The organism is Microvirga puerhi, assembly GCF_020089865.1.
Classification (GTDB): Bacteria; Pseudomonadota; Alphaproteobacteria; order Rhizobiales; family Beijerinckiaceae; genus Microvirga; species Microvirga puerhi.
The window spans coordinates 292,242-318,636 of record NZ_JAIRBM010000001.1; the positions used below are offsets into that span (position 1 = coordinate 292,242).

Sequence of the window (26,395 nt, forward strand, 5' to 3'; positions counted from 1 at the left end):
GAGAGGAATAACCGTTGAGGGCTGAACGCGCTTTCAATGCCGGCCGCTCGATACGGCAACAAACGGGCGCAAAACTGGTTTCACCTGAGATCAACTGCTCAAGTAACGATGCGGCGCGACCATAGGACAAGCTATGGCCTTGTCAATCCAAGGAAAAGGCATGAATGCCAAGATATGCGGATTGATTCCGGGTCTCGGCAATACATCCGGCCATCATGAAGAGCAAATACGAGTTCTTTTCATCATACATCGACACGCCGTCGACGATCATGATCGTGAGACCGATTCGATGCGTAGCGGTCTCTTTGCTGGCCTCACCGGCCAAGGTTTCAACCCGCTGTTGCAATATAGTGACAGACACGAGGATGAATGTTAGTTAATTCCATTACAGACGTTTCTGCCTGTAATGGGATAACAATCATGAAGAAGATCCTGCTCTCCTCCGTCGCCTTCGTGGGGCTCACCATCAGCGCCATGGCTGCCGACCTGCCGTCGCGTGCGGCTCCGGCTCCAGTCATGGCTGCTGCCCCGGTCTTCACCTGGACCGGTTTCTATGTCGGCGTGAATGCTGGCTACGGCTGGAACACCAACGACAGCAACCGCTACTATGACCCGATCCTGGGCTATTACGGCGGCAACCACAGCGACGGCGGGTTCGTTGGCGGCGCTCAGGCCGGCTACAACTTCCAGATGAGCTCCTTTGTCATCGGTGCCGAAGCTGACATCCAGTATGCCGACCGCGGCCGTGATAACGGCTACTATGGGCTCGGCTACTATGGCCACAATTCCTCCGACGACTGGTTCGGCACTGTCCGCGCCCGCGCCGGTTTCGCCTTCGACCAGGCTCTCATCTATGCCACCGGCGGCTTTGCCTATGGTGACAGCAATGGCGGTTGGACGGTTGGCGGCGGTCTCGAATACGCCTTCACCGGCAACCTCAGCGCCAAGATCGAGGGTCTTTATGTGAATCTCGAAGGCAACAACCGCAACGACATCTATCTCGGCTACAACGCTGGCCGCAGCAATGACGAGTTCGCGGTTGTCCGCGCTGGCCTGAACTACCGTTTCGGCTCGTACTAAGATCTGATTGCACTTGCAGTCTTATAGGCCCGGCAGGAATGCCGGGCCTTTTTCTTTGAGGGGAGCGCTGGTCCTCGACTCTCTCGATGCGGACAGAAGCCTTGTTGCTATCGACAGAAGTCTCTCGACCCGGGTCCCTAGATTGAGGGCGAGCGCCTTGCGCTATTTCCGGCAGGCGAAGGGTGGGAATGTGCTGGCGGTTCCCGCGTTCATGGCCGCGACGACCATCATGTTGGCGAGATCAAGCTCTTCGGCGGAGCGGGGGCAGACGTCGGCCCGTGCCGTGCAGCCCGAAGCCAGGAAGGCTTCGTGACGGGAAAGGAAGTCCTTGCTCAAGCCCTGAGTTCCATGCCGGGCAACGGCTTCGGACCAGGCTGTCCTGTAGCGCGTGCATTTGATCTCACGCCAGCTTTGCCCCGGACGCTCCTGTGCCCTTGAAATTTCCGTGCCGCCTATCGTCGCCATGAGAAGCAGGACTCCGAATGCGGCTTTGGCTGTTCCTGGGCGGCTCATCTCTCTCACTTTCAGGGTGCGAGGGCGAGACGGAGCACATGTGCCGGGCCGGGGTCAAGTCGTTCGGCTCCTTGACCGACTTACGGGCACCTTGCCGCAGGCCGAACGAATAATGAGGACGCGTTACGAGATCGCGCGCCAGACGGTTGCAAGGGCCACGAGAATGAACAGGAGGCCGGCCGCCCGGCCGATCATGATCGTGGTGCGCGGGCTGGATGTCAGGAACGTACGGCTTCGACCCGCCGCGACGGCAAGACCGCCATAGACCGTCAATTGCATCAGTACGGTGAGAACTCCCATGACGAGAGCCTGCAACCAGATTGCTCCGTATTGAGGCAGCAGGAACTGCGGGTAGACGGCGAGGGTGAAGAGATAAGCCTTGGGGTTGAGAAGGCAGGTGATCGCGCCCTGCCGGAAAGCACGCCAGAGCGAGCGCCCGCGCGCCTCGCCAATCGTCCCGACGGTGATAGAGCTGCGCATGAGTGTCAGGCCGATCCAGACCATATAGGCCGCTCCGGCATAGAGGAGGGCGGCGAAAACGGTTGGAACCAGTTGGGCCAGCAGGGTCACGCCGACCGCGCCGAAGACCGTGTGGGCAGCTCCTCCCGTCATGATTCCTGCCGTCGCCGCCAATCCAGCCCGCTTCCCTCCCGTCAGGGCGTTGGCCAGGACGAAGAGCATGTCCATGCCGGGGATGACAATGATCCCGAAAAGAAGCGTGACGAAAAGCCAGAGGTTTGCAGTATAGGTCATGTCAGTTTCTGTGGCGTTGGGAACATGTTGATGGACTGGAAGTCGTTATTTTCCAAGAGATCGAGAGCCTTTCAAAAGGATGCGTACTGACACCGTTGTGTCAGTTGCGAGGATGGGTTCATGCGCAAGGCATCGCGACTCTTCGAGATCGTCCAGATTCTTCGGCTCGCGTCTCAGCCCGTAACGGCGGCGCAAATCGCCGACACCCTGAATGTCACATCCCGCTCTATCTATCGGGACATCGCCGCCCTCCAGGCTATGGGCGTGCCGATCCAAGGCGGGCGCGGAATCGGCTATCGGCTGAAACCCGGCTTCGATATGCCGCCTCTCATGTTCTCGATCGATGAGACGGAGGCCATCGTCCTCGCCTTGGCACTCCTTGAGAGAACGGGCGACGTCGGCCTTCGAGCGTCCGCGAAAAGTGTCGGTCAGAAGATCGCCTCTGCGATGCCGCCGCCACTCCGTCAGATCCTGGCTCGCAGCGCGCTCCATGCATGGGGCACGATCGCCCCTTCGCCGCCGGGCATCGATCTCGCGATGGTCCGGGCCGCCATTCGCGAGGAACGCAAGATCGAGATCGCCTATCGCGATGTTCAGGATCGGCTGACGCGGCGGACGATCTGCCCGATTGCCCTCATTTATTACTCAGAAGCTGCGAATATCATCGCATGGTGCGAGCTGCGTCAGGATTTGCGCCAATTTCGCGCCGAGCGCGTCGAGCAGAGCATGGTGACGGACGTGTTCTTCAAGGGAGAGGGCGATGCCCTGCGGCGCCAATGGGTCGCCGGCTGGGAGCTCAATCGAATGGCGCCTTCCGTCGCTGATACGTGACTCTTTGCCTTTCAAACAAAAAAGCCGGAGCCCGAGGGCTCCGGCATAGGCAGGCCACAATCGCGGCCGGGAGGAAATCTGTTCCGCCGATCAGCAGGAATAGTACATCTGGAACTCGACCGGATGCGGCGTCATTTCGAAACGAGCGACTTCGGTCATCTTCAGCTCGATGTAGCTGTCGATGAAGTCGTCGCTGAAGACGCCGCCGGCCTTCAGGAAGGCGCGGTCCTTGTCGAGGCTGGCCAGCGCTTCGCGGAGCGATCCGCAGACCGTCGGGATCTTCTTCAGCTCACGCGGCGGAAGATCATAGAGATCCTTGTCCATCGCCTGGCCGGGATCGATCTTGTTCACGATGCCGTCGAGGCCGGCCATGAGAAGGGCCGCGAAGGCGAGATAGGGGTTTGCGGTCGGATCGGGGAAGCGAACCTCGACGCGCTTCGCCTTCGGCGAGGTCGTCCACGGAATACGGCACGAGGCCGAACGGTTGCGAGCCGAGTAGGCGAGCAGCACGGGGGCCTCATAGCCCGGGACGAGACGCTTGTAGGAGTTCGTCGACGGATTGGTGAAGGCGTTCAGCGCCTTGGCGTGCTTGATGATGCCGCCGATATACCACAGGCATTCCTGGGAAAGATCCGCGTACTTGTTGCCCGCGAACATGGGCTTGCCGCCCTTCCAGATCGACTGGTGGACATGCATGCCGGAGCCGTTGTCGCCATAGACTGGCTTCGGCATGAAAGTCGCAGTCTTTCCATAGGACTGGGCGACGTTGTGGATGCAGTACTTGTAGATCTGCATCTCGTCGGCTGTCCTCACCAGCGTGTTGAACTTCGTGCCGAGTTCGTGCTGGGCCGAGGCCACTTCGTGGTGATGCTTCTCCACGGTCACGCCCATGGCCGCCATGGCCGCAAGCATTTCGCCGCGCATGTCCTGGGCGGAGTCGAGCGGCGGGACCGGGAAATAGCCGGCCTTTGTCTGGATGCGGTGTCCGAGGTTGCCGCCTTCGTAATCCGTGTTGCCGTTGATCGGCAATTCGGAGGCGTCGAGCTTGAAGCCGGTGTTGTACGGGTCAGCGGAGAACTTCACGTCGTCGAACACGAAGAACTCAGCCTCCGGGCCGACATAGACCGTATCGCCGACGCCGGTGGACTTCAGGAAGGCTTCCGCCTTCTTTGCGATGCCGCGCGGATCGCGGTTGTAAGGCTCGCCGGTCGCGGGCTCGAGAATGTCGCAGACAATGGACAGGGTCGCGGCGGAAAAGAAGGGGTCGATCTGGGCGGTTGCGGGATCGGGCATGAGGGTCATGTCCGACTCGTTGATCGCCTTCCAGCCAGCGATGGAGGAGCCGTCGAACATCACGCCATCGGCAAACACGTCCTCATCGATCATCGACTGGTCGAAGGTCACGTGCTGCCACTTGCCGCGCGGGTCCGTGAACCGGAAGTCGACATACTTAATGTCGTTGTCCTTGATCGCCTTCAGCACATCCTTGGCGGTCTGCATGATGGTCTCGTCCTCTTTTACCCTTGATGGTTGTTCACGGCGTCAGGCCGTGGCTTTGAAAAGCGAGTTCAGATCGCGTCCGATCCGGTTTCGCCAGTTCTGATGCGGACGGCTTCTTCCACCGTCGACACAAAAATCTTACCGTCTCCGATGCGGCCGGTCTGGGCCGCCTTGCGGATCGCCTCGATGGCGTTCTCGACCATGTCGTCCGCGAGCACGATCTCAAGCTTCACCTTCGGCAGGAAATCGACCACGTATTCGGCGCCACGATAGAGTTCCGTATGTCCCTTTTGGCGCCCGAAGCCCTTGGCCTCGATGACCGTGATGCCCTGAAGACCGACCTCCTGGAGCGCTTCTTTGACTTCATCCAGCTTGAAGGGCTTGATGATGGCTTCGATCTTTTTCATCCCGGGACCGCTTTCTTCGAGGTTTTGCCGCTTTTAGCACCACAAGGATGGCCGTTTCCACGGTCCCATCAATCCGAGGCAGGCAGTTCTGCCATTGTTGGAGGCAGTTTGTGAGTAAAGTTTGTGCAAATGATGCAAGTGCAGTCTGCCTCATGCAAAGCTGCGCCATAATCTCATCATGACCCGCGTCGAACTGCTTCCGACAGCCCAACAGATGCGAGAAGCCGATGCCGCGGCCATCGCGGCCGGCACTCCGGGTTTCGTCCTGATGACCCGAGCGGGAGAAGCGGTGGCGAGCGTCGCCGAAAGCATGGTGACGCCTGGAGCACAGGTCCTCGTGGTCGCCGGACCCGGCAACAACGGCGGGGACGGTTTCGTGGCGGCGCGCATCCTGCAAGACCGCGAGTATAGGGTGATCCTCGCCCTTGCGACGGCACGCGACCGTCTCCGGGGCGACGCAGCCAAGGCCGCGGAGGGCTGGGTCGGTGAGGTCACCCCTGTTCAGGCGGCCCCGTTCGAAAGTGCCGACCTGATCGTCGATGCCTTGTTCGGCACGGGGCTTGGCCGCGACCTCGCGGGAGATGCGCGCCTTGCCATCGAGCGCATCAATGCTTCGGGGCGGCCGGTTCTGGCCGTTGATCTCCCCTCCGGCATCGACAGCGATTCGGGTGAGGTGAGGGGCCTCGCCGTGCTCGCGGACCGAACCGTCACCTTCGCGGCCCGCAAGCCCGGGCACTTGCTTCTGCCCGGACGCAGGTTCAGTGGCCTCGTCGAGGTGGCGGACATCGGAATCGATGCCCAGGCGCCTGGGGCGGACCGTATCGCGACCTTCGCCAATCGGCCTGCCCTATGGAGCGGTGCGCTGCCGCGGCCGCATCTGGGATCCCACAAGTATGAGCGCGGCCATACACTCGTCTTGTCAGGAGGCGCGACGCGGACGGGTGCGGCTCGTCTGGCTGCCCGCGCGGCTCTTCGGATCGGCTCCGGCCTCGTTACCGTCGCGTCGCCACCGGAAGCGATCGGCGTCAATGCCGCCCATCTGACGGCTGTCATGCTGCGCGGCTGCGAAGGGCCGGAGGGCCTGCATGCCATTCTGCAGGATCAGCGCTTCAATGCCCTCGTGCTTGGCCCGGCCCTCGGAGTCCACGCCGCCACCCGCGCCATGGTGGCCGTGGCGACGCTGGCCCGGCGCAGCCTCCTGCTCGATGCAGACGCTCTGACATCCTTCGAGGGGCTCGCCTCCGAGATGCACCAGGCATTCCATCATGCGCCGACGGTGCTCACTCCCCACGATGGGGAGTTCAACCGTCTATTCAAGGGGCATCCGGATCTCCTTGATCCACCTTCGAAACTTGAGCGAGCGAGGCGCGCCGCCGCCTATACGGGCGCCGTGCTTGTCCTTAAAGGCATGGATACCGTCATCGCAGCGCCCGACGGCCGCGCCGTCATCAATGAGAACGGCACTCCCTATCTGGCAACTGCCGGCTCCGGAGACACCTTGTGTGGCATCATCGCTGGGCTGATGGCTCAGCATATGCCGGCCTTCGAGGCTGCCTGCGCCGGTGTCTGGATTCATGCGGCTGCGGGCGCAAGCTTCGGTCCCGGCCTGATTTCCGAAGATCTGGCCGATCTTATCCCCAACGTATTGAGCGATCTGCTCAACTGACCTCGATCCAGGTCCATAGGCCAGCGTCGAAGCGCTCCATCACCGTGGATTCCAGCAGCCATTTGCCCGGATTGTCGGCAACGAAGGCAATCCGGCTCGTCTTGTTCTCGGGCACCTGGACGGTGTCGAGAAAATAGGGCTGCCAGCCGTCGTCGAGGCCATGAAGCAGGCGAAAAACGTGTCCGTGCAGGTGAAACGGCTGCACAAAGGGGGTCTTGTTGTTGAGTGTCAGGACCACGGGCGTGCCGCGCCGGATCTTGAGCGCGGGGGTCGAAGGATCTCCGGGGGCACCATTGATCGTCCATCCTGACGTCGGGTTATCGGCGACGTTCTGGATGGTGAGCTCCTTGCGGGTCGCCTTTTCAAGGGCGATCGCCTTGGGAAGTTTGTCGTTCGGTGCCAGCGGTCCGATCGGCGGACGATCGACCTGGGGTTCACCCTTCGTGATGATTTCCACGAGGGGAATTCCCTCACCGAGCATGGCAAGAATGGCTCCGCGCGCGCCTGGCTGGGCAGGCAGGTCGACCAGAAGGTCGTAGCGGCTGCCCGGGGCAAAGGGCAGAGAGGATCGCAGTGGCTCAAACGTCTCCGTTGGCTGTCCGTCGATGGCAATGACCACCGATTTCAGATCGCTAAGCTGAAGCCGCATGGCTCTGGCATTGCTGGTATTGGCGAGCCGGATGCGTAGGCGCCCACCCGCAGGCGCCTCGATCCGCTGTGGAGCCGGGACGCCGTTGACCGTCAGAAGGTTGCCGAGGCGGCCAACTGGGGCCTCGTTCGAGGCTTTCAGGAACTGCGTGAGGCTGCCGTCATCATTGAGACGCCAGTCATCGATGAGGAGTGGGCAGTCCAGATCGACCGTGGGAGCAGCGGATTCCTCGACGATCAGCATGGCCGACAATCCGCGTCCCAAAGGCTCCGCGCTGCCGCCGAGAATGCATGGGCGGATCAAGAAGGTGCCCGGATCCGGTGGCGGCAGGCGAAAGGCGAACCGGCCTCCCGGTTGAACCGATTCCTGGGTCAATCGACCGACACCATCCATGGCATTGGGCCCGCGAAGCCCTTGAATATGCAAGCTGAGGGGCAGGGCTGTCTCGTTCTTGAAGGTGAATTCCAGAGGAGCTCCGGCCCTCAGTCGAAAGGTGGGAGCGAGGCGGCCATTCAGTGTCAAGATATCAGCGTCCGCTTCGGCATTGGGTCGCAGCCGCTTCCGCGAAGACTTAGCGGTGATCTCGGAGGGCATATCCTCAACAGGCGCAGGCGAAACAGCTGATTGAGCTTCCCCCCACCGGGAAAGGCCAAAAAGGGCCGTGGCGAGGCCGACTGTCGCGGCGCGACGGGTGATCATGCAAAGCAGCCCTTTGTGAGAAGCACGGGACGGACGTACAGGCTTGAACGCAAACGGCCAAGTTTGGTTGCTTTTTCGGTCAAAAGCCCTTTGTTACGAGACGCGAACTTTTTTGATGCACCCGCCTCCAGGCATGCTATAGAGCGCCGTCCCGGACGAGGGGCGCATTGCGCCGCCTCCCGCGCGGGCGTGGCGGAATTGGTAGACGCACTGGATTTAGGTTCCAGCGGCGAAAGTCGTGGGGGTTCGAGTCCCTCCGCCCGCACCAATCCCGTCAGGGTTGGTTTCCGGACGGCTCCGATGGGCCTGGTTGACGGCGGCAGCCGCAACGGCCGGAGCCTGGGACGAAGAATTTTTTCGAGTGAGCGAAGGCGATATAACCATGCAGGTGACGGAAACTCTGTCCCAAGGCTTGAAGCGGGAATTCAAGGTCGTTCTTCCGGCGACGGAGCTGGAGGAGCGTCTCAACAACGAGCTGTCGACCCTCAAGGACCGGGTGAAAATCAACGGTTTCCGTCCGGGCAAGGTGCCGGTCGGCCACCTGCGTCGGGTTTATGGCCGGTCCGTCATGGCGGACGTCGTCCAGAATGCGGTCAACGAAGCGAACCGCAAAATCGTCGAAGACAACAGCCTGAAGCTTGCCCATGAGCCCCAGGTCCAGCTCCCCGAGAACAAGGACGAGATCGAGAAGGTCATGGAGGCCAAGGGCGATCTCGCCTTTACGGTTGCCCTCGAGGTGCTCCCGGCATTCGAGCTGGCCGATCTGTCCGACGTGACGGTCAAGAAGCCTGTCGCCGAGGTCGCGGACGCCGAGATCAACGAATCGCTTGAGCGGATGGCCAAGCAGAATCGGACTTTCGAGCCCAAGGACGGCAAGGCGGAGCAGGGCGACCGGGTGGTCGTGGATTTCGTGGGCCGCATCGATGGCACCGAGTTCGAAGGCGGGAAGGGCGAGGATATCCGGGTCGAACTCGGCTCCAACACCTTCATCCCCGGCTTCGAGGACCAGCTCGTCGGCGTGAAGGCCGGCGACACGAAGCTGGTGAAGGTCGCCTTCCCGGCCAACTATCTGGCCGCGCATCTGGCCGGCAAGGATGCCGAGTTCGACGTGACCGTGAAGGCCGTCGAGGCTCCGGGCGTGCTCAAGATCGACGACGAGCTTGCCAAGGGCTTCGGCATGGATTCGCTCGACGCCCTGAAGGACGCCATCCGAAGCGCCATTCAGCGCGACTTCGACGCCCAGTCCCGCCGCAAGGTCAAGAAGGACCTTCTCGACGCCCTGGACGCGAAGTACTCCTTCGAGCTGCCTCCGAGCCTCGTCGAGCAGGAATTCGCCGCCGTATGGGGCCAGGTCGAGGGCGACATGAAGGCCAACAACCGGACCTTCGCGGACGAGGACACGACCGAGGAGCAGGCCCGCGCCGATTACCGCAAGATCGCGGAGCGCCGCGTTCGTCTCGGCTTGGTGCTTGCGCAGATCGGTGAGAAGACCGATATCAAGATCTCCGACGACGAGGTCACCCAGGCGCTTGTCGAGCGGGTTCGCCAATATCCGGGCCAAGAGAAGCAGGTTTGGGATTTCTATCGCAAGAATCCGCAGGCTCTGGCCGAAATCCGGGCGCCGTTGTTCGAGGAAAAGGTCGTCGACCAGATCCTGTCTCAGGTGAAGGTCGTGGACGAAACCGTTTCCAAGGAAGCGCTTTTCGGAGACGACGAGGGCGAGGAGGCTGCCTCCGAGACCGAGTCCAAGCCGAAGGCCAAGGGCGCCAAGAAGTCCAGCAAGAGCGAGTAACGCCCTTTTCGAGCGTCTCGCCGCTTGCCATATCTAACGGCCGCGCTTCCGCGCGGCCGACTTTGGAGCAATGAGACGATGAGAGATCCGGTTGCGTTGTATAACAACACGCTCGTCCCGATGGTGGTCGAGCAGTCGAATCGTGGTGAGCGCGCATTCGACATCTATTCGCGTCTCTTGCGCGAGCGGATTATTTTCCTCACCGGCCCAGTCGAGGACTATTCGGCCTCGCTGATCGTGGCACAGCTTCTCTTCCTTGAGGCCGAGAATCCGAAGAAGGAAATCTCCTTCTATATCAACTCGCCGGGCGGGGTTGTGACCTCCGGCCTGTCCATCTATGACACGATGCAGTTTATCCGCTGCCCCGTCTCCACATTGTGTGTGGGGCAGGCTGCCTCGATGGGATCGCTGCTGCTCACTGCCGGCGAGGCAGGACAGCGCTTCGCCCTGTCGAATGCCCGAATCATGGTCCACCAGCCCTCTGGCGGCTATCAGGGGCAGGTCACGGACATCATGATCCATGCCCGCGAGAGCGAGGCCCTGAAGCGCCGGCTCAATGAAATCTACGTGAAGCATACCGGGCGCGACATCGCGGCCGTGGAGCAGGCGCTCGAGCGTGATAACTTCATGACCGCCGATGCGGCCCAGGAATTTGGCCTGATCGATCAGGTTCTGGCCAAGCGCCCCGAGCCGGCGCCGCAGCCCTGATTCTGAATAGTTGGGGACAAATTCGGGGGCGGTGCGTCTTTTTGGCGTCCTGCCCCGTTCCTATTGATCAGGTCCTCTTCGCGTGTTTGCATGCGGATTCGGGACGCGGGAAGAATAGGTGGCTCGAATTTTTTTAAGTGCCGGAACCTTTCATTAGCTCCGGCACTCCTAAACTTAAGGATGCTGGGCTGGCGTGGGCCGTCCCGGTATCGACTGGAGATGTGATAATGACCAAAGCTGGCGGCAACGACTCCAAGAGCACGCTGTACTGCTCCTTCTGCGGCAAGAGCCAGCACGAGGTCCGTAAGCTGATCGCTGGCCCCACCGTGTTCATCTGCGATGAATGCGTCGAACTGTGCATGGACATCATTCGCGAGGAGTCGAAGTCGTCGCTCGTGAAATCCCGCGATGGCGTGCCGACCCCGAAAGAGATCAGCCGAGTCCTCGACGACTATGTGATCGGCCAGGAGCACGCCAAGAAGGTGCTGTCCGTGGCGGTCCACAACCACTACAAGCGCTTGGCCCATGCTGCGAAGCACAACGACGTGGAATTGGCAAAGTCCAACATCCTGCTGATCGGGCCGACCGGTTCGGGCAAGACGTTGCTGGCTCAAACATTGGCGCGCATTCTGGACGTCCCCTTCACGATGGCGGACGCCACGACCCTGACGGAAGCGGGTTATGTGGGCGAGGACGTCGAGAACATCATTCTGAAGCTGCTTCAGGCCTCCGACTACAATGTCGAGCGGGCGCAGCGCGGAATCGTCTATATCGACGAAATCGACAAGATTTCCCGCAAGTCGGACAATCCGTCGATTACCCGCGACGTGTCGGGCGAGGGCGTCCAGCAGGCGCTCCTGAAGATCATGGAAGGCACCGTCGCCTCCGTGCCTCCCCAGGGCGGACGCAAGCATCCCCAGCAAGAGTTCCTGCAGGTGGATACGACGAACATCCTGTTCATTTGCGGCGGCGCCTTCGCGGGCCTTGAGCGAATCATTTCCGGCCGCGGCAAGGGAACCTCGATCGGATTCGGAGCCTCCGTCGAGGCGCCGGACGATCGTCGGACCGGCGAGATCTTCCGTGGCGTCGAGCCCGAAGATCTGTTGAAGTTCGGTCTCATCCCGGAATTCGTCGGACGTCTGCCGGTCCTGGCGACTCTCGAGGATCTGGACGAGGACGCTTTGAAGCGAATCCTCCAAGAGCCGAAGAATGCGCTGGTCAAACAGTATCAGCGTCTTTTCGAGATGGAGAACGTAGCCCTGACGTTCCAGGAAGAGGCCCTGTCCATGATTGCCCGCAAGGCAATCGAGCGGAAGACCGGTGCCCGTGGCCTGCGGTCGATCATGGAAGGTATCCTGCTCGAGACCATGTATGACCTGCCCGGCCTCGACTCCGTGGAGCAGGTGGTTATCGGCCCGGAAGTGGTCGAGGGCAAGGCGAAGCCCTTGTTCATCCATGGCGATCGCGGTGAGCAGACCGCGAGCGTCAGCGCATAAGACCTATGTCTACCGTGCCGGGACACGTTCTTGAAACGTTGTCGCCGGCACGCCACATTGCTTCTTGTGCGATCACCATCCGCTCACCGTTCCGAGGGATGGTGCCGCATACCGGACGCAGCCAATCACGAAAGCTTGAGCGTTTCGGTTACCCGTCCACGAGCTCGCTCATCCGAGGAGGTCGTCGGACGTTTCGAAAGGATGTCGTCTCATGACACAAGCGAAGCCACGTCAGCCTGTCATTCCAGGCTCGACCGGAACCTATGCGGTTCTGCCTCTGCGTGACATCGTCGTCTTCCCGCATATGATCGTGCCGCTCTTCGTCGGCCGCGAGAAGTCGATCCGCGCGCTTGAGGAAGTGGTCAAGGGGGACCGTCACATTCTTCTGGCTACCCAGATCGATGCGACGGACGACGATCCGGCGACGGATGCGATCTACAAGGTCGGAACCCTGGCCAATGTGCTGCAGCTCCTGAAACTGCCCGACGGCACCGTGAAGGTGCTGGTGGAAGGCGCGAGCCGCGCGCAGGTCAAGACCTACACCCGGACCGACGAATATTACGAAGCGGAAGCCGAAGTGCTCCCGGACTCCCTGGGCGACCAGATTGAGGCCGAGGCGCTGGCTCGTTCCGTCGTGTCCGAGTTCGAAAATTACGTGAAGCTGAATAAGAAGGTGTCGCCGGAGGTTGTCTCCGCGGTGACCCAGCTCGATGAGCCGTCCAAGCTCGCCGACACGATTGCCTCGCATCTTGCGATCAAGATCGCCGACAAGCAGGCGATTCTCGAGATCCCGACGGTCGCACAGCGGCTTGAGAAGGTTCTTGGCCTGATGGAGAGCGAAATCTCCGTCCTCCAGGTCGAGAAGCGGATCCGCACCCGCGTGAAGCGTCAGATGGAGAAGACGCAGCGCGAGTACTATCTCAACGAGCAGATGAAGGCGATCCAGAAGGAGCTCGGCGACGACGAAGGTCGTGACGAGTTGGCCGAGCTCGAGGACAAGATCGAGAAGACCAAGTTCACGAAGGAAGCCCGCGAGAAGGCGATGGGTGAGCTGAAGAAGCTCCGCCAGATGTCGCCGATGTCGGCCGAGGCGACCGTTGTGCGCAACTATCTCGACTGGTTGCTCGGCATTCCGTGGAACCGCCGCTCGAAGATCAAGAAGGACCTGAAAGCTGCTCAGGATCTGCTCGATGCCGATCATTACGGCCTCGACAAGGTCAAGGAGCGCATCGTCGAGTACCTGGCCGTGCAGCAGCGCGCCAACAAGCTCACAGGCCCGATCCTCTGCCTCGTCGGCCCTCCCGGTGTCGGTAAAACCTCGCTCGGCAAGTCCATCGCCAAGGCGACGGGGCGCGAATTCGTGCGCATGTCGCTCGGCGGCGTGAGGGACGAGTCAGAGATTCGCGGTCACCGGCGGACCTATATCGGCTCGATGCCCGGCAAGATCATCCAGTCGATGCGGAAGGCCAAGACGTCGAATCCGCTCATCCTACTCGACGAGATCGACAAGATGGGCATGGATTTCCGGGGTGACCCGTCGGCGGCTCTGCTCGAGGTCCTCGATCCTGAGCAGAACAACTCGTTCAACGATCATTACCTGGAGGTCGATTACGACCTGTCCAACGTGATGTTCGTGACGACGGCCAACACCCTGAACATCCCGGCGCCGCTTCTCGACCGTATGGAGGTGATCCGCATCGCGGGTTACACCGAGGAGGAGAAGGCTGAGATCGCACGCACGCACCTGATTCCGTCGGCCACGAAGAAGCATGGCCTCGCGGACAAGGAGTGGACGATCGGCGACGAGGCCTTGCTCATGCTCATCAGGCGGTACACCCGCGAGGCGGGCGTGCGTAACCTGGAGCGGGAGATCTCGAACCTCATCCGCAAGGCGGTGAAGGAGATCCTGATCTCCAAGGTGAAGACGGTGGAGGTGACGACCGCCAACCTGCCCGATTTCCTTGGCCCACCGCGCTATCGCTACGGCGAAGTCGAGAGCGAGGATATGGTCGGCGCAGTCACGGGTCTGGCCTGGACCGAGGTCGGCGGCGAGCTGCTCACCATCGAAGGCATCATGATGCCGGGCAAGGGCAAGATGACGGTTACCGGCAATCTCCGGGACGTCATGAAGGAGTCGATCTCGGCTGCGGCGTCCTATGTCCGCTCCCGAGCCGTCGATTTCGGTGTCGAGCCGCCCCTGTTCGATCGTCGCGACATCCACGTGCACGTGCCGGAAGGTGCGACGCCCAAGGATGGCCCCTCGGCTGGTATCGCCATGGCGACTGCCATCGTGTCGGTCATCACGGGAATCCCGGTCCGTCGTGACATCGCCATGACCGGCGAGGTCACGCTGCGGGGCAGGGTGCTTCCCATCGGCGGGTTGAAGGAGAAGCTCCTGGCGGCGCTTCGCGGCGGACTCAAGAAGGTCTTGATCCCCGAGGAGAACGCCAAGGATCTGGTCGACATCCCGGCGAGCGTGAAGAACGGTCTTGAGATCGTACCCGTCTCGCGCATGGATCAGGTTCTCCAGCATGCGCTCGTGCGGATGCCGGAGCCGATCGAATGGGAGGAGACCGCTGCTGTCAGCGCCTCCAAACCTGCCGAGGTCGAGGACGATTCGGCCAGCGTGGTTGCCCACTAAGACTGACCTTGCGTCATGATTTTGACGAAGCCCCCGGATTCCGATCCGGGGGCTTTTTTGATGTGGAATCTCTGGAAACGGCTTATTTCAGCCGTTTCAGGACTTGCGTGCGGCCGAGCTTTGCGCCACACGGTGTCTCCCTGAAACGGTGGCACATTTTGCATGGCGCCGCCGGGATCACTGGAGGATATCATATGAACAAAGGCGAGCTCGTTGCGGCAGTCGCCGACAAGGTGGGGCTGTCTCGCGGTCAGGCTGGTGAAGCCATCGACGCCGCTATCGAGGCCATCACCGGCGCTCTCAAGAAGGGCGACGAGGTGAAAATCGTTGGTTTCGGCACCTTCGTGGTGACGGATCGCGCTGCCGGCGAGGCGCGCAACCCGCGCACCGGCGAGAAGGTGAAGGTTCCTGCTTCCAAGACCCCGAAGTTCCGCGCCGGCGCGGGCCTGAAGGAGGCTGTGAACGGGAAGTAATCGCTTTCAAGCGATCTTTTCTTCAAGGAAGGGCCGACTGCGCTTGCGTTGTCGGCCTTCTCTTTTTATGTGAGTGCGCACAAGGGCGGTTAGCTCAGTTGGTAGAGCATCTCGTTTACACCGAGAGGGTCGGCGGTTCGAGCCCGTCACCGCCCACCATCACATTCGCCGGCGCAGATCCTTCGGAAGTTCCGGGGCAAAAGCCGTTGCGGAGTGCCGGTCCAGCCATCATGACGCGCTTGCGTGACGTTGCGTAATCTCCTTTTCTTCTCGACTGTTGTCGTCATCGAACGAAGGACATGATGAATGGTTGAGAACATCTACGAGAACACGGGATTCTAAAGCTATAGCCGGTTGCGTCGCTTGGTCGAATGCTCGGCCGGGGCGCCGGAATGGCTGGCGCTGAAATCCCCGCTTCCAAGTCTCGAAGGCCTCAGGGTCGTAAATCCCGGCTTCGGCTGGTTATGCCGTCGGGCCCGTGAGAATGGCGCAACGGGCTTCACGATCTCCCATGTCGGGGCATGGGAACCTGCCGATGGGCCGGTCAATGCCCCAGCCGGAACTCGCGGAAGAGCGAAAGCGACCGATGTTTTTGTTTCTTGCTGCGCGGCGGTTGATCTGATTTTCGCAGCCTTAAGGAAGGTCCTTCGACCCCGTCAGGACGAGCTCGATCAAGATTCTCCGTCCGAGCCGCACGGATCGCTTGACAGAGATCAGGGGCGACCTTAAACCGCCCACACCGCTTCGGCGGGTCCATACGCGGGCGTAGCTCAGTCGGTTAGAGTGCCGGCCTGTCACGCCGGAGGTCGCGGGTTCGAGCCCCGTCGCCCGCGCCATTACGGACCGCCGCCGACGCGTCTTCTCAGGCATAATTCCCAGCTACGAACGCCTCTGCTGTCTGCGCAGAAGCGCGATGCGTCCAAAGCATGGGCGCGGGAGCAAATGCCCAAGCTGAGCGTTGATCGCCCAGCAGGAGAGGTGTTGCTTCCATGTCCGTATCGAAACTCTTCACGTATCTGGCGAATTGGGTCGCTCAAGTATCCGGCCGACCTGTCACCTTTGCGGTCTGCGTGGCCGTGATTCTGGTCTGGGCTCTCAGCGGGCCGGTCTTCGGTTTCTCGGACACATGGCAGCTGGTCGTGAATACGGGCACCACGATCATTACCTTTCTGATGGTCTTCCTGATTCAGAACACCCAGAATCGCGACGGAGCGGCGATCCAGGCCAAACTGGACGAGCTGATCCGGGCCAGTGCGGCGCAGAATGTTTTCATCGGCATCGAGCATCTGACCCAGGAGGAGCTCGACGAGATCCGGGCGCGGTGCGAGGCCAAGGCCAAGCTGGAAATGGTTGCGGGCAAGGCTGCAGACCAGGCTCAGGACAAGGCGAACCGCAGGGCGGCAAGCGCTGCGGAGAGGGCGACTTCCTAGTTTGGAAACATTCTTTTGCGTCGCCGCAAACACTTGTCAGGGCAGGGGATCTCGGTTAAGCCTCCCCCCGCAATCCATGGTTTGTCGCAGGGCCTACTATTAAGTCGTCTGTGGCTTAAATCCATGGTTCGGTGCTGGTTTTGTACCAGTTCTGTTCCTTTAGGTGTCGCATGACGAATCTCCTCGCCGACTACCTGCCTCTCGTGATCTTTATCGGCGTGTCGCTCCTGATCGGGGTGGCGCTGCTCGTGGCGCCTTTCGTCGTCGCTTACAGCCGCCCCGACACGGAAAAGCTTTCGGCCTATGAGTGCGGGTTCAACGCTTTCGACGACGCCCGCATGAAATTCGACGTGCGGTTCTATCTGGTCGCGATTCTCTTCATCATTTTCGATCTTGAGGTGGCCTTCCTGTTCCCCTGGGCGATCACGTTCGGGAACCTCGGTTGGTTCGGCTTTATCTCCATGATGATTTTCCTCGCCGTGCTGACGGTCGGCTTCGTGTATGAGTGGAAGAAGGGGGCCCTGGAATGGGATTAATCGCTGAGACCCGCTCTCCTCTCGTGGCTCCCTCGCCGACGGGCGTAATCGATCCGGCGACGGGTCAGCCCATCGGCTCCACCGATCCCTATTTCGTGTCGATCAAGGACGAGCTCTCCGATAAGGGCTTTATCGTCACGTCGACGGAGGATCTGATCACCTGGGCGCGCACAGGCTCGCTCATGTGGATGACGTTCGGTCTTGCCTGTTGCGCCGTCGAGATGATGCAGATGTCGATGCCGCGCTATGACGTCGAGCGCTTCGGTTTCGCACCGCGCGCGAGCCCGCGCCAATCGGACGTGATGATCGTCGCCGGCACGCTGACCAACAAGATGGCTCCCGCGCTGCGCAAGGTCTACGACCAGATGCCGGAGCCACGTTACGTCATCTCCATGGGCTCCTGCGCCAATGGCGGCGGCTATTATCATTATTCCTACGCGGTCGTCCGTGGTTGCGACCGCATCGTGCCCGTCGACATCTATGTGCCAGGCTGCCCGCCTACGGCTGAGGCCCTGCTCTACGGCGTGCTTCTTTTGCAGAAGAAGATCCGCCGCACCGGCACTATCGAGCGCTGAGCAGAGGTCAACGCATGAATGCTGAACTGCAAACCCTGAGCGACCATATTGCTGCATCGCTTGACGACGTGGTGACGGCGCGGGACATCGCCTATGGCGAACTCACGATCGTGGTGCGCGGACAGGATATCCTGAAGGCCGCCACGTTCCTGCGGCATGACCCGCAATGCCGCTTCGTCTGCTTCATCGATATCTGCGGGGCAGACTATCCCGGCCGCGAGAAGCGTTTCGATGTGGTCTATCACCTCCTGTCGCCGCATTTGAACCATCGGATTCGGCTGAAGGTCGAGACGGACGAGGCAACGCCGGTTCCGTCATTGGTCAGCCTTTTCCCGGCAGCCAACTGGTTCGAGCGGGAAGCCTACGATCTCTATGGAATTCTTTTCTCGGGACACCCAGATCTGCGCCGCATTCTCACGGATTACGGCTTCGAGGGATTTCCGTTGCGGAAAGACTTCCCGCTCACCGGGTTCGTCGAGGTGCGCTATGACGAAGGGCAGGGCCGTGTCGTCTACGAGCCGGTGAAGCTCAATCAAGAATTCCGCAACTTCGACTTCCTGTCGCCCTGGGAAGGCACGGACTACGTGCTGCCCGGTGACGAGAAGGCGAAGGCGTAAGAGAGCGGAGAGGATCAGCCGATGGGCGAGCACAATATCCGCAACTTCTCGATCAATTTCGGGCCGCAGCACCCTGCGGCTCACGGCGTTCTGCGTCTCGTGCTGGAGCTCGACGGCGAGATCGTTGAACGTGTCGATCCGCATATCGGTCTCCTACACCGCGGCACCGAGAAGCTGATCGAGTACAAGACTTACGTTCAGGCCAATCCGTATTTCGACCGCCTCGACTACGTGGCGCCGATGAACCAGGAGCATGCTTTCTGTCTGGCGACCGAGAAGCTTCTGGGCATCACCGTTCCGCGGCGAGCTCAGCTGATCCGGGTGCTCTATTCGGAAATCGGCCGTCTCCTGTCGCACCTCCTCAACGTCACGACGCAGGCCATGGACGTCGGCGCGCTTACGCCGCCTCTCTGGGGCTTCGAGGAGCGTGAGAAGCTCATGATCTTCTATGAGCGTGCGTCGGGCTCGCGCATGCACGCCAACTATGTCCGTCCCGGCGGGGTCACCATGGACCTGCCCCCGGAGCTGATCGACGACATCGAGGCTTTCTGCGATCCCTTCCTGAAGGTGCTCGACGATCTCGATGATCTCGTGATCACCAACCGCATCTTCAAACAGCGCAACGTCGATATCGGCGTCGTCTCGCTCGACGATGCCTGGAAGTGGGGTTTCTCGGGCGTCATGGTCCGTGGCTCGGGCGCTGCCTGGGATCTGCGCAAGGCGCAGCCCTACGAGTGCTACGAGGAAATGGAGTTCGACATCCCGGTCGGCCGTAACGGCGACAACTACGACCGTCAGGTCATCCGGATGCTCGAGATGCGCGAGAGCGTGCGGATCATGCGTCAGTGCATCGACAAGCTGCGGGCGCCGGATGGGCAGGGGCCTGTCTCCACCCTCGACGGCAAGGTCGCACCGCCCTCACGCAAGGACATGAAGCGGTCGATGGAAGCGCTCATCCACCACTTCAAGCTCTACACCGAAGGCTTCCACGTCCCGGCAGGTGAAGTCTACGCCGCGGTGGAGGCTCCGAAGGGCGAATTTGGCGTCTATCTCGTGGCGGACGGCACCAACAAGCCGTATCGCTGCAAGATTCGCGCTCCGGGCTTCGCCCATCTCCAAGCCATGGATTTCATGTGCCGTGGCCACATGCTGGCCGACGTCGCAGGCATCCTCGGCTCGCTGGACATCGTGTTCGGCGAGGTTGATCGGTAAATCGTTATCGCCCGGCCTTGCGCCGGGCATCCGCACGCAAGTGCGGGCAAAGGTTCAAGTCGTGAATGGCGACAGCTTCTAGGGCTCGCCATGGCGATGAGGAGAAGAGTTCTATGGCCGTTCGCAAGCTCGCGCCTGAAGATATCCAGCCCGACAGCTTCACGTTCTCGTCGGAGAACATGACATTCGTCGCGCAGCAGATCGCGAAATACCCACAGGGCCGACAGGCCTCTGCGGTGATCCCGCTCCTTTGGCGCGCTCAGGAGCAGGCGGGTGGCTGGCTGCCGCGCAAGGCGATCGAGAAGGTCGCCGAACTTCTGGATATGCCCCAGATCCGTGTCATGGAGGTGGCGACCTTCTACACGATGTTCAACCTCGAGCCGGTCGGAAAGTACTTCATCCAACTCTGCGGCACGACGCCCTGCGCGTTGCGCGGCGCTGGCGATATCCGGCAGGTGCTGGAGCGTCGGGTCGGCGAGCAGAACCACGTGACGGAAGATGGCATCTTCTCGTGGCTGGAAGTCGAGTGTCTCGGCGCCTGCTGCAACGCGCCGATGGTTCAGATCAACGACGATTATTACGAGGATCTGACGACGGAGAACTTCGAGAAGCTCCTCGACGATCTGGCTGCCGGCCGCCCCGTGAAGAAGGGATCTCAAGTCGGCCGCCGCTCCTCCGAGCCGCAAGGAGGACCGCAAACTCTTACGGATCCGGCGCTCTTCGACGGCTCGCAGATTGGTGCCTGGCGCAAGCGCTTCGAGGAAGAGGCCACCAGTGCCGCGGCGGTTCAAGAGGCCGCTGCCGCCACCACTTCGGCCCCGTCGACGCCGAAGCCCGGCAAACCGGAGGCCGGGCGCGTTGTCGAGACCGAGAAAGCCGATACGCCGGCGAAGCGCGTCAAGGAGGGCGAGGCGCCTGTTCCTCCGACCGAGCGCAGGGAGGCTTCCGACAAGTCCAAGGCGACCGCTGTCGACGCTCGTACCGAGAACAAGGCGGAGCCCGCTCCGCACAGCGACAAGTCCTACGTGGCGACGCCGAGCAAGCCAGAGGCTGGTCGTCCGACCGCCGATGCGCCGGCTGACAAGAACAACAAGTCCTGACGGAGTGGACTGAGATGCTTCAGGACAAAGACCGTATTTTCACCAACCTCTACGGCTTCCATTCGCCGGACCTGCCAGCTGCCAAGATGCGCGGCGCCTGGGACGGAACGAAGTTCCTCCTGGAGAAGGGGCGCGACTGGATCATCGACGAGATGAAGAAGTCCGGCCTTCGCGGCCGCGGCGGCGCTGGCTTTCCGACGGGCCTGAAATGGTCCTTCATGCCCAAGCAGTCGGATGGGCGGCCGCATTATCTCGTCGTAAATGCCGACGAATCCGAGCCCGGCACCTGCAAGGACCGGGAGATCATGCGGCATGATCCGCACCTCTTGATCGAGGGATGCCTGATCGCGTCCTTCGCCATGGGGGCTCATGCCTGCTACATCTACATCCGCGGCGAGTATATCGGCGAGCGGCATGCCTTGCAGCGCGCCGTCGACGAGGCCTATGCGGCCAAGCTCATCGGCAAGGACAACATCCACGGCTATCCGTTCGATCTCTACGTCCATCAAGGCGCCGGCGCCTATATCTGCGGCGAAGAGACGGCCTTGCTCGAAAGCCTCGAGGGCAAGAAGGGCATGCCGCGCCTGAAGCCGCCGTTCCCGGCCAATATGGGCCTCTATGGCTGCCCGACGACGGTCAACAACGTGGAGTCGATCGCGGTCGCCGGCACGATCCTGCGGCGCGGAGCCTCCTGGTTCTCCGGCATCGGTCGTCCGAACAACGTCGGTACCAAGGTCTTCTCGGTGTCCGGTCACGTGAACAAGCCGTGCAACGTCGAAGAGGCCATGGGCCTTACCTTCCGTGAGTTGATCGACGCCCATTGCGGCGGCATCCGCGGCGGCTGGGACAATCTGCTCGCGGTTATTCCCGGCGGCTCCTCGGTTCCCTGCGTTCCTGCCGATCAGATCATCGACGCGAACATGGATTTCGATACGCTCCGGAACCTCAAGTCTGGTCTCGGTACGGCGGCGGTGATCGTTCTGGACAAATCCACCGACATCGTCCGCGCCATCACGCGCATCTCGTATTTCTACAAGCACGAGAGCTGTGGCCAGTGCACCCCATGCCGCGAAGGCACCGGCTGGATGTGGCGCGTCCTGACCCGCATGGCGGAGGGCCGTGCCCAGAAGCGCGAGATCGATATGCTCCTCGAGGTGTCGACCCAGATCGAGGGCCATACCATCTGCGCGCTCGGCGACGCAGCGGCCTGGCCGGTTCAGGGCCTCATCCGCCACTTCCGACATGAGATCGAAAAGCGGATCGACGACTATGCGGCGAACCCGCATTCAGAACCCGTCATGATTGCGGCGGAGTGAGAGTGAAGATGGCCAAGATCATCGTTGATGGCGTCGAGGTCGACGTCCCGCCGGAATACACCCTGCTGCAGGCCGCCGAAGCGGCAGGCGCGGAGATCCCGCGTTTCTGCTTTCATGAGCGGCTGTCGATCGCAGGCAATTGCCGGATGTGCCTCGTCGAGGTGAAGGGCGCGCCGAAGCCGGTCGCATCCTGTGCCTGGGGCGTTCGCGATTGCCGTCCGGGCCCGAATGGCGAGCCGCCGGAAATTTCGACCAAGTCGGCGACGGTCAAGAAGGCGCGCGAAGGGGTGATGGAGTTCCTGCTCATCAACCACCCGCTCGACTGCCCGATCTGCGACCAGGGCGGTCAATGCGACCTGCAGGACCAGGCGATGGCCTACGGCGTCGACACGAGCCGCTATCACGAGAACAAGCGCGCCGTGCCGGACAAGTATCTTGGCCCGCTGGTCAAGACGTCCATGAACCGGTGCATCCATTGCACCCGGTGTATCCGCTTCACCACGGAAGTCGCGGGCGTTTCCGATCTCGGCGCGATCTGGCGCGGCGAGGATATGGAGATCACAAGCTATCTCGAGCGCGCTCTGGGGTCCGAGCTGCAGGCCAACGTGGCGGATCTTTGCCCGGTGGGTGCGCTCACCCATAAGCCGGAAGCGTTCCACTACCGTCCCTGGGAACTCACCAAGACCGACTCTATCGACGTGATGGATGCGGTCGGCTCGTCCATTCGTGTCGATTCCCGTGGCCGTGAAGTCATGCGCATCCTGCCGCGCGTCAACGAAGCGGTGAACGAAGAGTGGATCACCGACAAGGCGCGTCAGATCGTTGATGGGCTGCGCCTGCAGCGCCTCGACCGTCCGTTCGTCCGCGAGAACGGCAGACTCCGGCCGGCTTCCTGGCAGGAGGCGTTTGCCACCATCGCTGCGAAGGTGAAGGGTACGGACCCGAAGCGCATCGGCGCCGTCGTCGGCGATCTCGCAGCTGTCGAGGAAATCTATGCGCTGAAGCTCCTCATGGAGAGCCTCGGCGTTGCCAATATCGATGCCCGCCAGGACGGCACCGTGCTGTCGCCGGCCCACGGCCGTGGCTCATATCTGTTCAACACGACCATCGCGGGCATCGAGGATGCGGACGCGGTCCTGATCATCGGATCGAATCCCCGTATCGAGGCCTCCCTGGTGAACGTGCGGATCCGCAAGCGTTGGCGCGTCGCGCCGCCGCCAATCGGCCTGATCGGCGAGAACGCCGACCTGACCTATCCGACCACCTATCTCGGTGCGGGACCGGACACGCTGTCCGAACTCCTGGCCGGGCGTCACAGCTTCGCCGAGGCGCTCAAGGGAGCCGAGCGTCCGCTGATCATCGTGGGGCAGGGCGCTCTCGCGCGCCCGGACGGTCTCGCCATCCTGTCGCTTGCGGCTCAGCTGGCCCAGTCGGTCGGTGCCGTGAAGGACGGGTGGAGCGGCTTCTCCGTCCTGCATACCGCCGCATCGCGTGTTGGGGCCCTGGATCTCGGCTTCGTGCCGGGGCCGGGCGGCCTGAGCGCCGGTGAGATGGCCAAGGGCGGGGTGGACGTTCTGTTCAATCTGGGAGCGGACGAGATCGCGGTCGCACCCGGCGCCTTCGTGATCTACCAGGGCACACATGGCGATCGTGGTGCCCATCGGGCCGATGTGATCCTACCGGCAGCGACCTATACAGAGAAGTCCGGCACCTATGTGAATACGGAAGGCCGAGTCCAGCTCGCCAACCGGGCTGCCTTCGCTCCCGGCGAGGCGCGCGAGGACTGGGCGATTCTGCGTGCGCTCTCCGACGTGCTCGGGCATCGGCTGCCCTTCGACTCGCTGAATGCGCTGCGGGCAAAGCTCTATGAGGCGCATCCGCATCTCGCCGAGGTCGATCTGATCGCACCGGCCGATGTCGGCGCTGCCGTGCAGGCGCTTGCAGGCCTCGGCGGATCCGTGGGCCGCGAGGCCTTCGTGAGCCCGGTCAAGGACTTCTATCTGACGAACCCGATCGCTCGGGCGTCCGGTGTCATGGCGGAGTGCTCGGCACTCGCTCAAGAGCGCCGGCTCGTAGCGGCCGAGTAAAGGAACGGGACCATGGAATCCGGAGATATCCTGCTCGCGGTCGCGATCATGCTGGGCAAAAGCCTGCTCATGCTGGTGGCGCTTCTCATCTTCATCGCCTATGCGCTTCTTGCCGACCGCAAGATCTGGGCGGCGGTGCAGTTGCGGCGTGGCCCGAACGTCGTCGGCCCCTGGGGCCTGCTGCAGTCGTTCGCGGACCTTCTCAAGTTCGTGCTGAAGGAGCCGGTGATCCCGGCGCCCGCCAATAAGGGCATGTTCCTGCTGGCGCCGCTTGTGATGTGTACGCTCGCGCTTGCGGCCTGGGCGGTGATCCCGCTGAATGCTGGCTGGGCGATTGCCGACATCAATGTGGGCATTCTCTACATTTTCGCCATCTCGTCGCTGGGCGTCTATGGCGTGATCATGGGTGGTTGGGCCTCCAACTCGAAGTATCCCTTCCTCGGCGCGCTTCGCTCGGCGGCCCAGATGGTCTCCTACGAGGTCTCGATCGGCTTCGTCATCGTGACCGTTCTCATGTGCGCCGGCACCCTGAACCTTTCGAAGATCGTCGAAGCTCAGAATTCGAACTTCGGCATCCTGGGCTGGTATTGGCTGCCGCTCTTCCCGATGTTCGTGGTGTTCTTCATCTCTGCCATGGCCGAGACGAACCGGCCGCCCTTCGATCTTCCCGAGGCCGAATCCGAGCTCGTGGCCGGCTATATGGTCGAGTATTCCTCGACGCCGTACCTGCTGTTCATGCTCGGCGAGTACGTGGCCATTATGACCATGTGCGCCCTCGGAACGATCCTGTTCCTCGGCGGCTGGCTTTCGCCGATCCCGTTCGCGCCCTTCACCTGGGTGCCGGGCGTGATCTGGTTCGTGCTGAAGGCGAGTTTCCTCTTCTTCCTCATCGCCATGGTCAAGGCGATGGTGCCACGCTACCGCTACGACCAGCTGATGCGTCTCGGCTGGAAGGTATTCCTCCCGCTCTCGCTCGCCATGGTCGTGATCGTGGCCGGCGTACTGATGCTCACCGGCTCCGCGCCGGGCATGCGCTAGTTCAAGGAGATCGGCTCATGAAGCTCGATCAGGTCGCAAAATCGCTTCTCCTCAAGGAGTTCGTCTCCGGCTTCGTGCTGGCTATGCGGTACTTCTTCAAGCCGAAGGCGACGATCAACTATCCCTTCGAGATGGGACACCGGGGGCCACGCTTCCGCGGCGAGCACGCCCTGCGGCGCTATCCGAACGGCGAGGAGCGCTGCATCGCCTGCAAGCTCTGCGAGGCCATCTGCCCGGCCCAGGCGATCACCATCGAGGCCGGTCCGCGCCGGAACGACGGCACGCGCCGGACGACCCGTTACGATATCGACATGGTGAAGTGCATCTATTGCGGCATGTGCCAGGAGGCCTGCCCGGTCGATGCCATCGTGGAAGGGCCCAACCTCGAGTTCTCCGTGGAGACCCGGGAAGAGCTTTATTACGACAAGGCCAAGCTTCTCGCGAACGGCGAGCGCTGGGAGCGTGAAATCGCGCGCAATATCGCGAAGAACGCACCTTATCGTTGAGCGTTTCCTGCCCTTTGGCGAGGGCAGGGGGCAAACTGGTCCGGCGGGTTGTTCCCTCCGGATTCGCGCATTATAGACGGGCCGCCGGATCCACCGGCGCCACGTTCGGAAGGGGCCGCGCTAGCGCGGCTTGAGCTTGAAGCATGACGGTCACTGCCGCCTTCTTTTATCTTTTCGCGACCATTACCGTCGCTTCGGGATTCATGGTGATCGCATCACGCAATCCCGTGCAGTCGGTGCTTTTCCTGATCCTCGCCTTCGTCAATGCAGCGGGGCTGTTCCTGATGATGGGTGCCGAGTTCCTGGCGATGATCCTGGTCATCGTCTATGTCGGCGCGGTCGCGGTGCTCTTCCTCTTCGTGGTCATGATGCTCGACGTGGACTTCGCCGAGCTGCGGCAAGGCTTCCTGCAATACCTGCCGGTCGGCGCACTGATCGGCATCGTGTTCCTGCTCGAGTTGATCCTGGTCATCGGCGCCTATGTGATTGATCCGAACCTGATCCGTACCGCTGCGGTGCCGATCCCGTCGCCCGAGGTCATGACTAATACGGAGGCCCTCGGCCAGGTCCTCTACACCCGCTATTTCTATTTCTTCCAGGCGGCAGGTCTTATCCTGCTGGTGGCGATGATCGGAGCGATCGTCCTGACGCTGCGCGAGCGCGTCGGCGTGAAGCGGCAGAACATTTCCCGGCAGAATGCCCGGACGCCGGAGGAAGCCGTGCAGTTGCGGAAGGTTCCCTTCCGTCATGGCCTCTAAGGAGGGCAAGCG

At 61.7% G+C, this 26,395-nt stretch carries 25 protein-coding genes and 3 tRNA genes; 23 read left to right on the forward strand and 5 right to left on the reverse strand.

What is annotated here, in order from left to right; translation table 11 throughout:
• Positions 1-160 precede the first annotated feature (160 nt).
• Both K9B37_RS01345 and K9B37_RS01350 read left to right on the forward strand, forming a co-directional pair.
• Positions 161-376, forward strand: coding sequence for a hypothetical protein (locus K9B37_RS01345; protein ID WP_224310992.1), 216 nt, complete (start codon positions 161-163; stop codon positions 374-376).
• Between the two features lie 44 nt (positions 377-420).
• On the forward strand, positions 421-1,080 hold the full coding sequence (locus tag K9B37_RS01350; RefSeq protein WP_224310993.1) for an outer membrane protein: 660 nt from the start codon (positions 421-423) through the stop codon (positions 1,078-1,080).
• Positions 1,081-1,242: 162 nt separating this feature from the next.
• On the opposite strand, the gene K9B37_RS01355 is transcribed toward K9B37_RS01350, so the two are convergent.
• Both K9B37_RS01355 and K9B37_RS01360 read right to left on the reverse strand, forming a co-directional pair.
• Positions 1,243-1,593 carry a hypothetical protein gene (locus K9B37_RS01355; protein WP_224310994.1) on the reverse strand — a complete coding sequence of 117 codons (351 nt, stop codon included), beginning with the start codon at positions 1,591-1,593 and terminating at the stop codon, positions 1,243-1,245.
• Between the two features lie 123 nt (positions 1,594-1,716).
• The gene (locus tag K9B37_RS01360) at positions 1,717-2,346 is read right to left on the reverse strand and encodes a LysE family translocator (RefSeq protein WP_224310995.1); all 630 of its coding nucleotides are present in this window, start codon (positions 2,344-2,346) and stop codon (positions 1,717-1,719) included.
• A 120-nt stretch (positions 2,347-2,466) separates the two neighbouring features.
• Here K9B37_RS01360 and K9B37_RS01365 point away from each other — a divergent pair, with 120 nt between their 5' ends.
• The gene (locus K9B37_RS01365; protein WP_224310996.1) at positions 2,467-3,177 is read left to right on the forward strand and encodes a helix-turn-helix transcriptional regulator; all 711 of its coding nucleotides are present in this window, start codon (positions 2,467-2,469) and stop codon (positions 3,175-3,177) included.
• 90 nt (positions 3,178-3,267) lie between these two features.
• Here the strand turns inward: K9B37_RS01365 and glnA are convergent, their stop codons facing one another.
• Both glnA and K9B37_RS01375 read right to left on the reverse strand, forming a co-directional pair.
• Positions 3,268-4,677: a type I glutamate--ammonia ligase gene (gene glnA / locus K9B37_RS01370; protein ID WP_224310997.1), complete on the reverse strand. Its 1,410-nt coding sequence runs from the start codon at positions 4,675-4,677 to the stop codon at positions 3,268-3,270.
• 68 nt (positions 4,678-4,745) lie between these two features.
• Positions 4,746-5,084: a P-II family nitrogen regulator gene (locus tag K9B37_RS01375; protein ID WP_224310998.1), complete on the reverse strand. Its 339-nt coding sequence runs from the start codon at positions 5,082-5,084 to the stop codon at positions 4,746-4,748.
• Between the two features lie 178 nt (positions 5,085-5,262).
• Between K9B37_RS01375 and K9B37_RS01380 the strand changes: the two genes are divergently transcribed.
• Positions 5,263-6,750 carry an NAD(P)H-hydrate dehydratase gene (locus tag K9B37_RS01380; RefSeq protein ID WP_224310999.1) on the forward strand — a complete coding sequence of 496 codons (1,488 nt, stop codon included), beginning with the start codon at positions 5,263-5,265 and terminating at the stop codon, positions 6,748-6,750.
• Here K9B37_RS01380 and K9B37_RS01385 read toward each other — a convergent pair.
• Complete coding sequence (locus K9B37_RS01385; protein WP_224311000.1) at positions 6,743-8,098, reverse strand: multicopper oxidase family protein; 1,356 nt, start codon at positions 8,096-8,098, stop codon at positions 6,743-6,745. The genes K9B37_RS01380 and K9B37_RS01385 overlap by 8 nt on opposite strands.
• Before the next feature lie 183 nt (positions 8,099-8,281).
• Between K9B37_RS01385 and K9B37_RS01390 the strand changes: the two genes are divergently transcribed.
• The 19 genes from K9B37_RS01390 to K9B37_RS01480 all read left to right on the forward strand — a co-directional run bounded on the left by K9B37_RS01390 (position 8,282) and on the right by K9B37_RS01480 (position 26,383).
• Positions 8,282-8,366 (forward strand) — tRNA-Leu (locus tag K9B37_RS01390).
• A 114-nt stretch (positions 8,367-8,480) separates the two neighbouring features.
• Entirely contained in the window at positions 8,481-9,890 is a 1,410-nt protein-coding gene (gene tig, locus K9B37_RS01395) for a trigger factor (RefSeq protein ID WP_224311191.1), read from the forward strand.
• Between the two features lie 78 nt (positions 9,891-9,968).
• The gene (locus K9B37_RS01400; protein WP_224311001.1) at positions 9,969-10,598 is read left to right on the forward strand and encodes an ATP-dependent Clp protease proteolytic subunit; all 630 of its coding nucleotides are present in this window, start codon (positions 9,969-9,971) and stop codon (positions 10,596-10,598) included.
• A 227-nt stretch (positions 10,599-10,825) separates the two neighbouring features.
• Positions 10,826-12,094 carry an ATP-dependent Clp protease ATP-binding subunit ClpX gene (gene clpX / locus K9B37_RS01405; RefSeq protein WP_224311002.1) on the forward strand — a complete coding sequence of 423 codons (1,269 nt, stop codon included), beginning with the start codon at positions 10,826-10,828 and terminating at the stop codon, positions 12,092-12,094.
• 211 nt (positions 12,095-12,305) lie between these two features.
• Positions 12,306-14,735 carry an endopeptidase La gene (lon, locus tag K9B37_RS01410; RefSeq protein ID WP_224311003.1) on the forward strand — a complete coding sequence of 810 codons (2,430 nt, stop codon included), beginning with the start codon at positions 12,306-12,308 and terminating at the stop codon, positions 14,733-14,735.
• A 194-nt stretch (positions 14,736-14,929) separates the two neighbouring features.
• Complete coding sequence (locus tag K9B37_RS01415; protein WP_224311004.1) at positions 14,930-15,208, forward strand: HU family DNA-binding protein; 279 nt, start codon at positions 14,930-14,932, stop codon at positions 15,206-15,208.
• A gap of 83 nt (positions 15,209-15,291) precedes the next feature.
• Positions 15,292-15,367 (forward strand) — tRNA-Val (locus K9B37_RS01420).
• A gap of 600 nt (positions 15,368-15,967) precedes the next feature.
• A tRNA-Asp gene (locus K9B37_RS01425) sits at positions 15,968-16,044 on the forward strand.
• A 153-nt stretch (positions 16,045-16,197) separates the two neighbouring features.
• On the forward strand, positions 16,198-16,638 hold the full coding sequence (locus tag K9B37_RS01430; protein ID WP_224311005.1) for a low affinity iron permease family protein: 441 nt from the start codon (positions 16,198-16,200) through the stop codon (positions 16,636-16,638).
• 170 nt (positions 16,639-16,808) lie between these two features.
• Complete coding sequence (locus K9B37_RS01435) at positions 16,809-17,174, forward strand: NADH-quinone oxidoreductase subunit A (protein ID WP_224311006.1); 366 nt, start codon at positions 16,809-16,811, stop codon at positions 17,172-17,174.
• The gene (locus K9B37_RS01440; RefSeq protein WP_224311007.1) at positions 17,165-17,749 is read left to right on the forward strand and encodes a NuoB/complex I 20 kDa subunit family protein; all 585 of its coding nucleotides are present in this window, start codon (positions 17,165-17,167) and stop codon (positions 17,747-17,749) included. The genes K9B37_RS01435 and K9B37_RS01440 overlap by 10 nt, the downstream gene beginning before the upstream one ends.
• Before the next feature lie 14 nt (positions 17,750-17,763).
• Positions 17,764-18,366, forward strand: a complete 603-nt coding sequence (locus K9B37_RS01445; protein ID WP_224311008.1) for an NADH-quinone oxidoreductase subunit C — start codon at positions 17,764-17,766, stop codon at positions 18,364-18,366.
• Between the two features lie 21 nt (positions 18,367-18,387).
• Complete coding sequence (locus K9B37_RS01450; protein WP_224311009.1) at positions 18,388-19,578, forward strand: NADH-quinone oxidoreductase subunit D; 1,191 nt, start codon at positions 18,388-18,390, stop codon at positions 19,576-19,578.
• A 113-nt stretch (positions 19,579-19,691) separates the two neighbouring features.
• Entirely contained in the window at positions 19,692-20,678 is a 987-nt protein-coding gene (gene nuoE, locus K9B37_RS01455) for an NADH-quinone oxidoreductase subunit NuoE (protein ID WP_369414197.1), read from the forward strand.
• A 14-nt stretch (positions 20,679-20,692) separates the two neighbouring features.
• On the forward strand, positions 20,693-21,994 hold the full coding sequence (gene nuoF / locus K9B37_RS01460) for an NADH-quinone oxidoreductase subunit NuoF (protein ID WP_224311010.1): 1,302 nt from the start codon (positions 20,693-20,695) through the stop codon (positions 21,992-21,994).
• Between the two features lie 8 nt (positions 21,995-22,002).
• Positions 22,003-24,081 (forward strand): NADH-quinone oxidoreductase subunit NuoG, encoded by a 2,079-nt coding sequence (gene nuoG / locus K9B37_RS01465; RefSeq protein WP_224311011.1) that lies wholly within the window; start codon positions 22,003-22,005, stop codon positions 24,079-24,081.
• 12 nt (positions 24,082-24,093) lie between these two features.
• A complete protein-coding gene (nuoH, locus tag K9B37_RS01470) occupies positions 24,094-25,119 on the forward strand; it encodes an NADH-quinone oxidoreductase subunit NuoH (protein ID WP_224311012.1) in 1,026 nt (341 codons plus the stop codon).
• A gap of 17 nt (positions 25,120-25,136) precedes the next feature.
• The gene (nuoI, locus tag K9B37_RS01475; RefSeq protein WP_224311013.1) at positions 25,137-25,625 is read left to right on the forward strand and encodes an NADH-quinone oxidoreductase subunit NuoI; all 489 of its coding nucleotides are present in this window, start codon (positions 25,137-25,139) and stop codon (positions 25,623-25,625) included.
• 143 nt (positions 25,626-25,768) lie between these two features.
• The gene (locus tag K9B37_RS01480) at positions 25,769-26,383 is read left to right on the forward strand and encodes an NADH-quinone oxidoreductase subunit J (RefSeq protein WP_224311014.1); all 615 of its coding nucleotides are present in this window, start codon (positions 25,769-25,771) and stop codon (positions 26,381-26,383) included.
• Positions 26,384-26,395 lie beyond the last annotated feature (12 nt).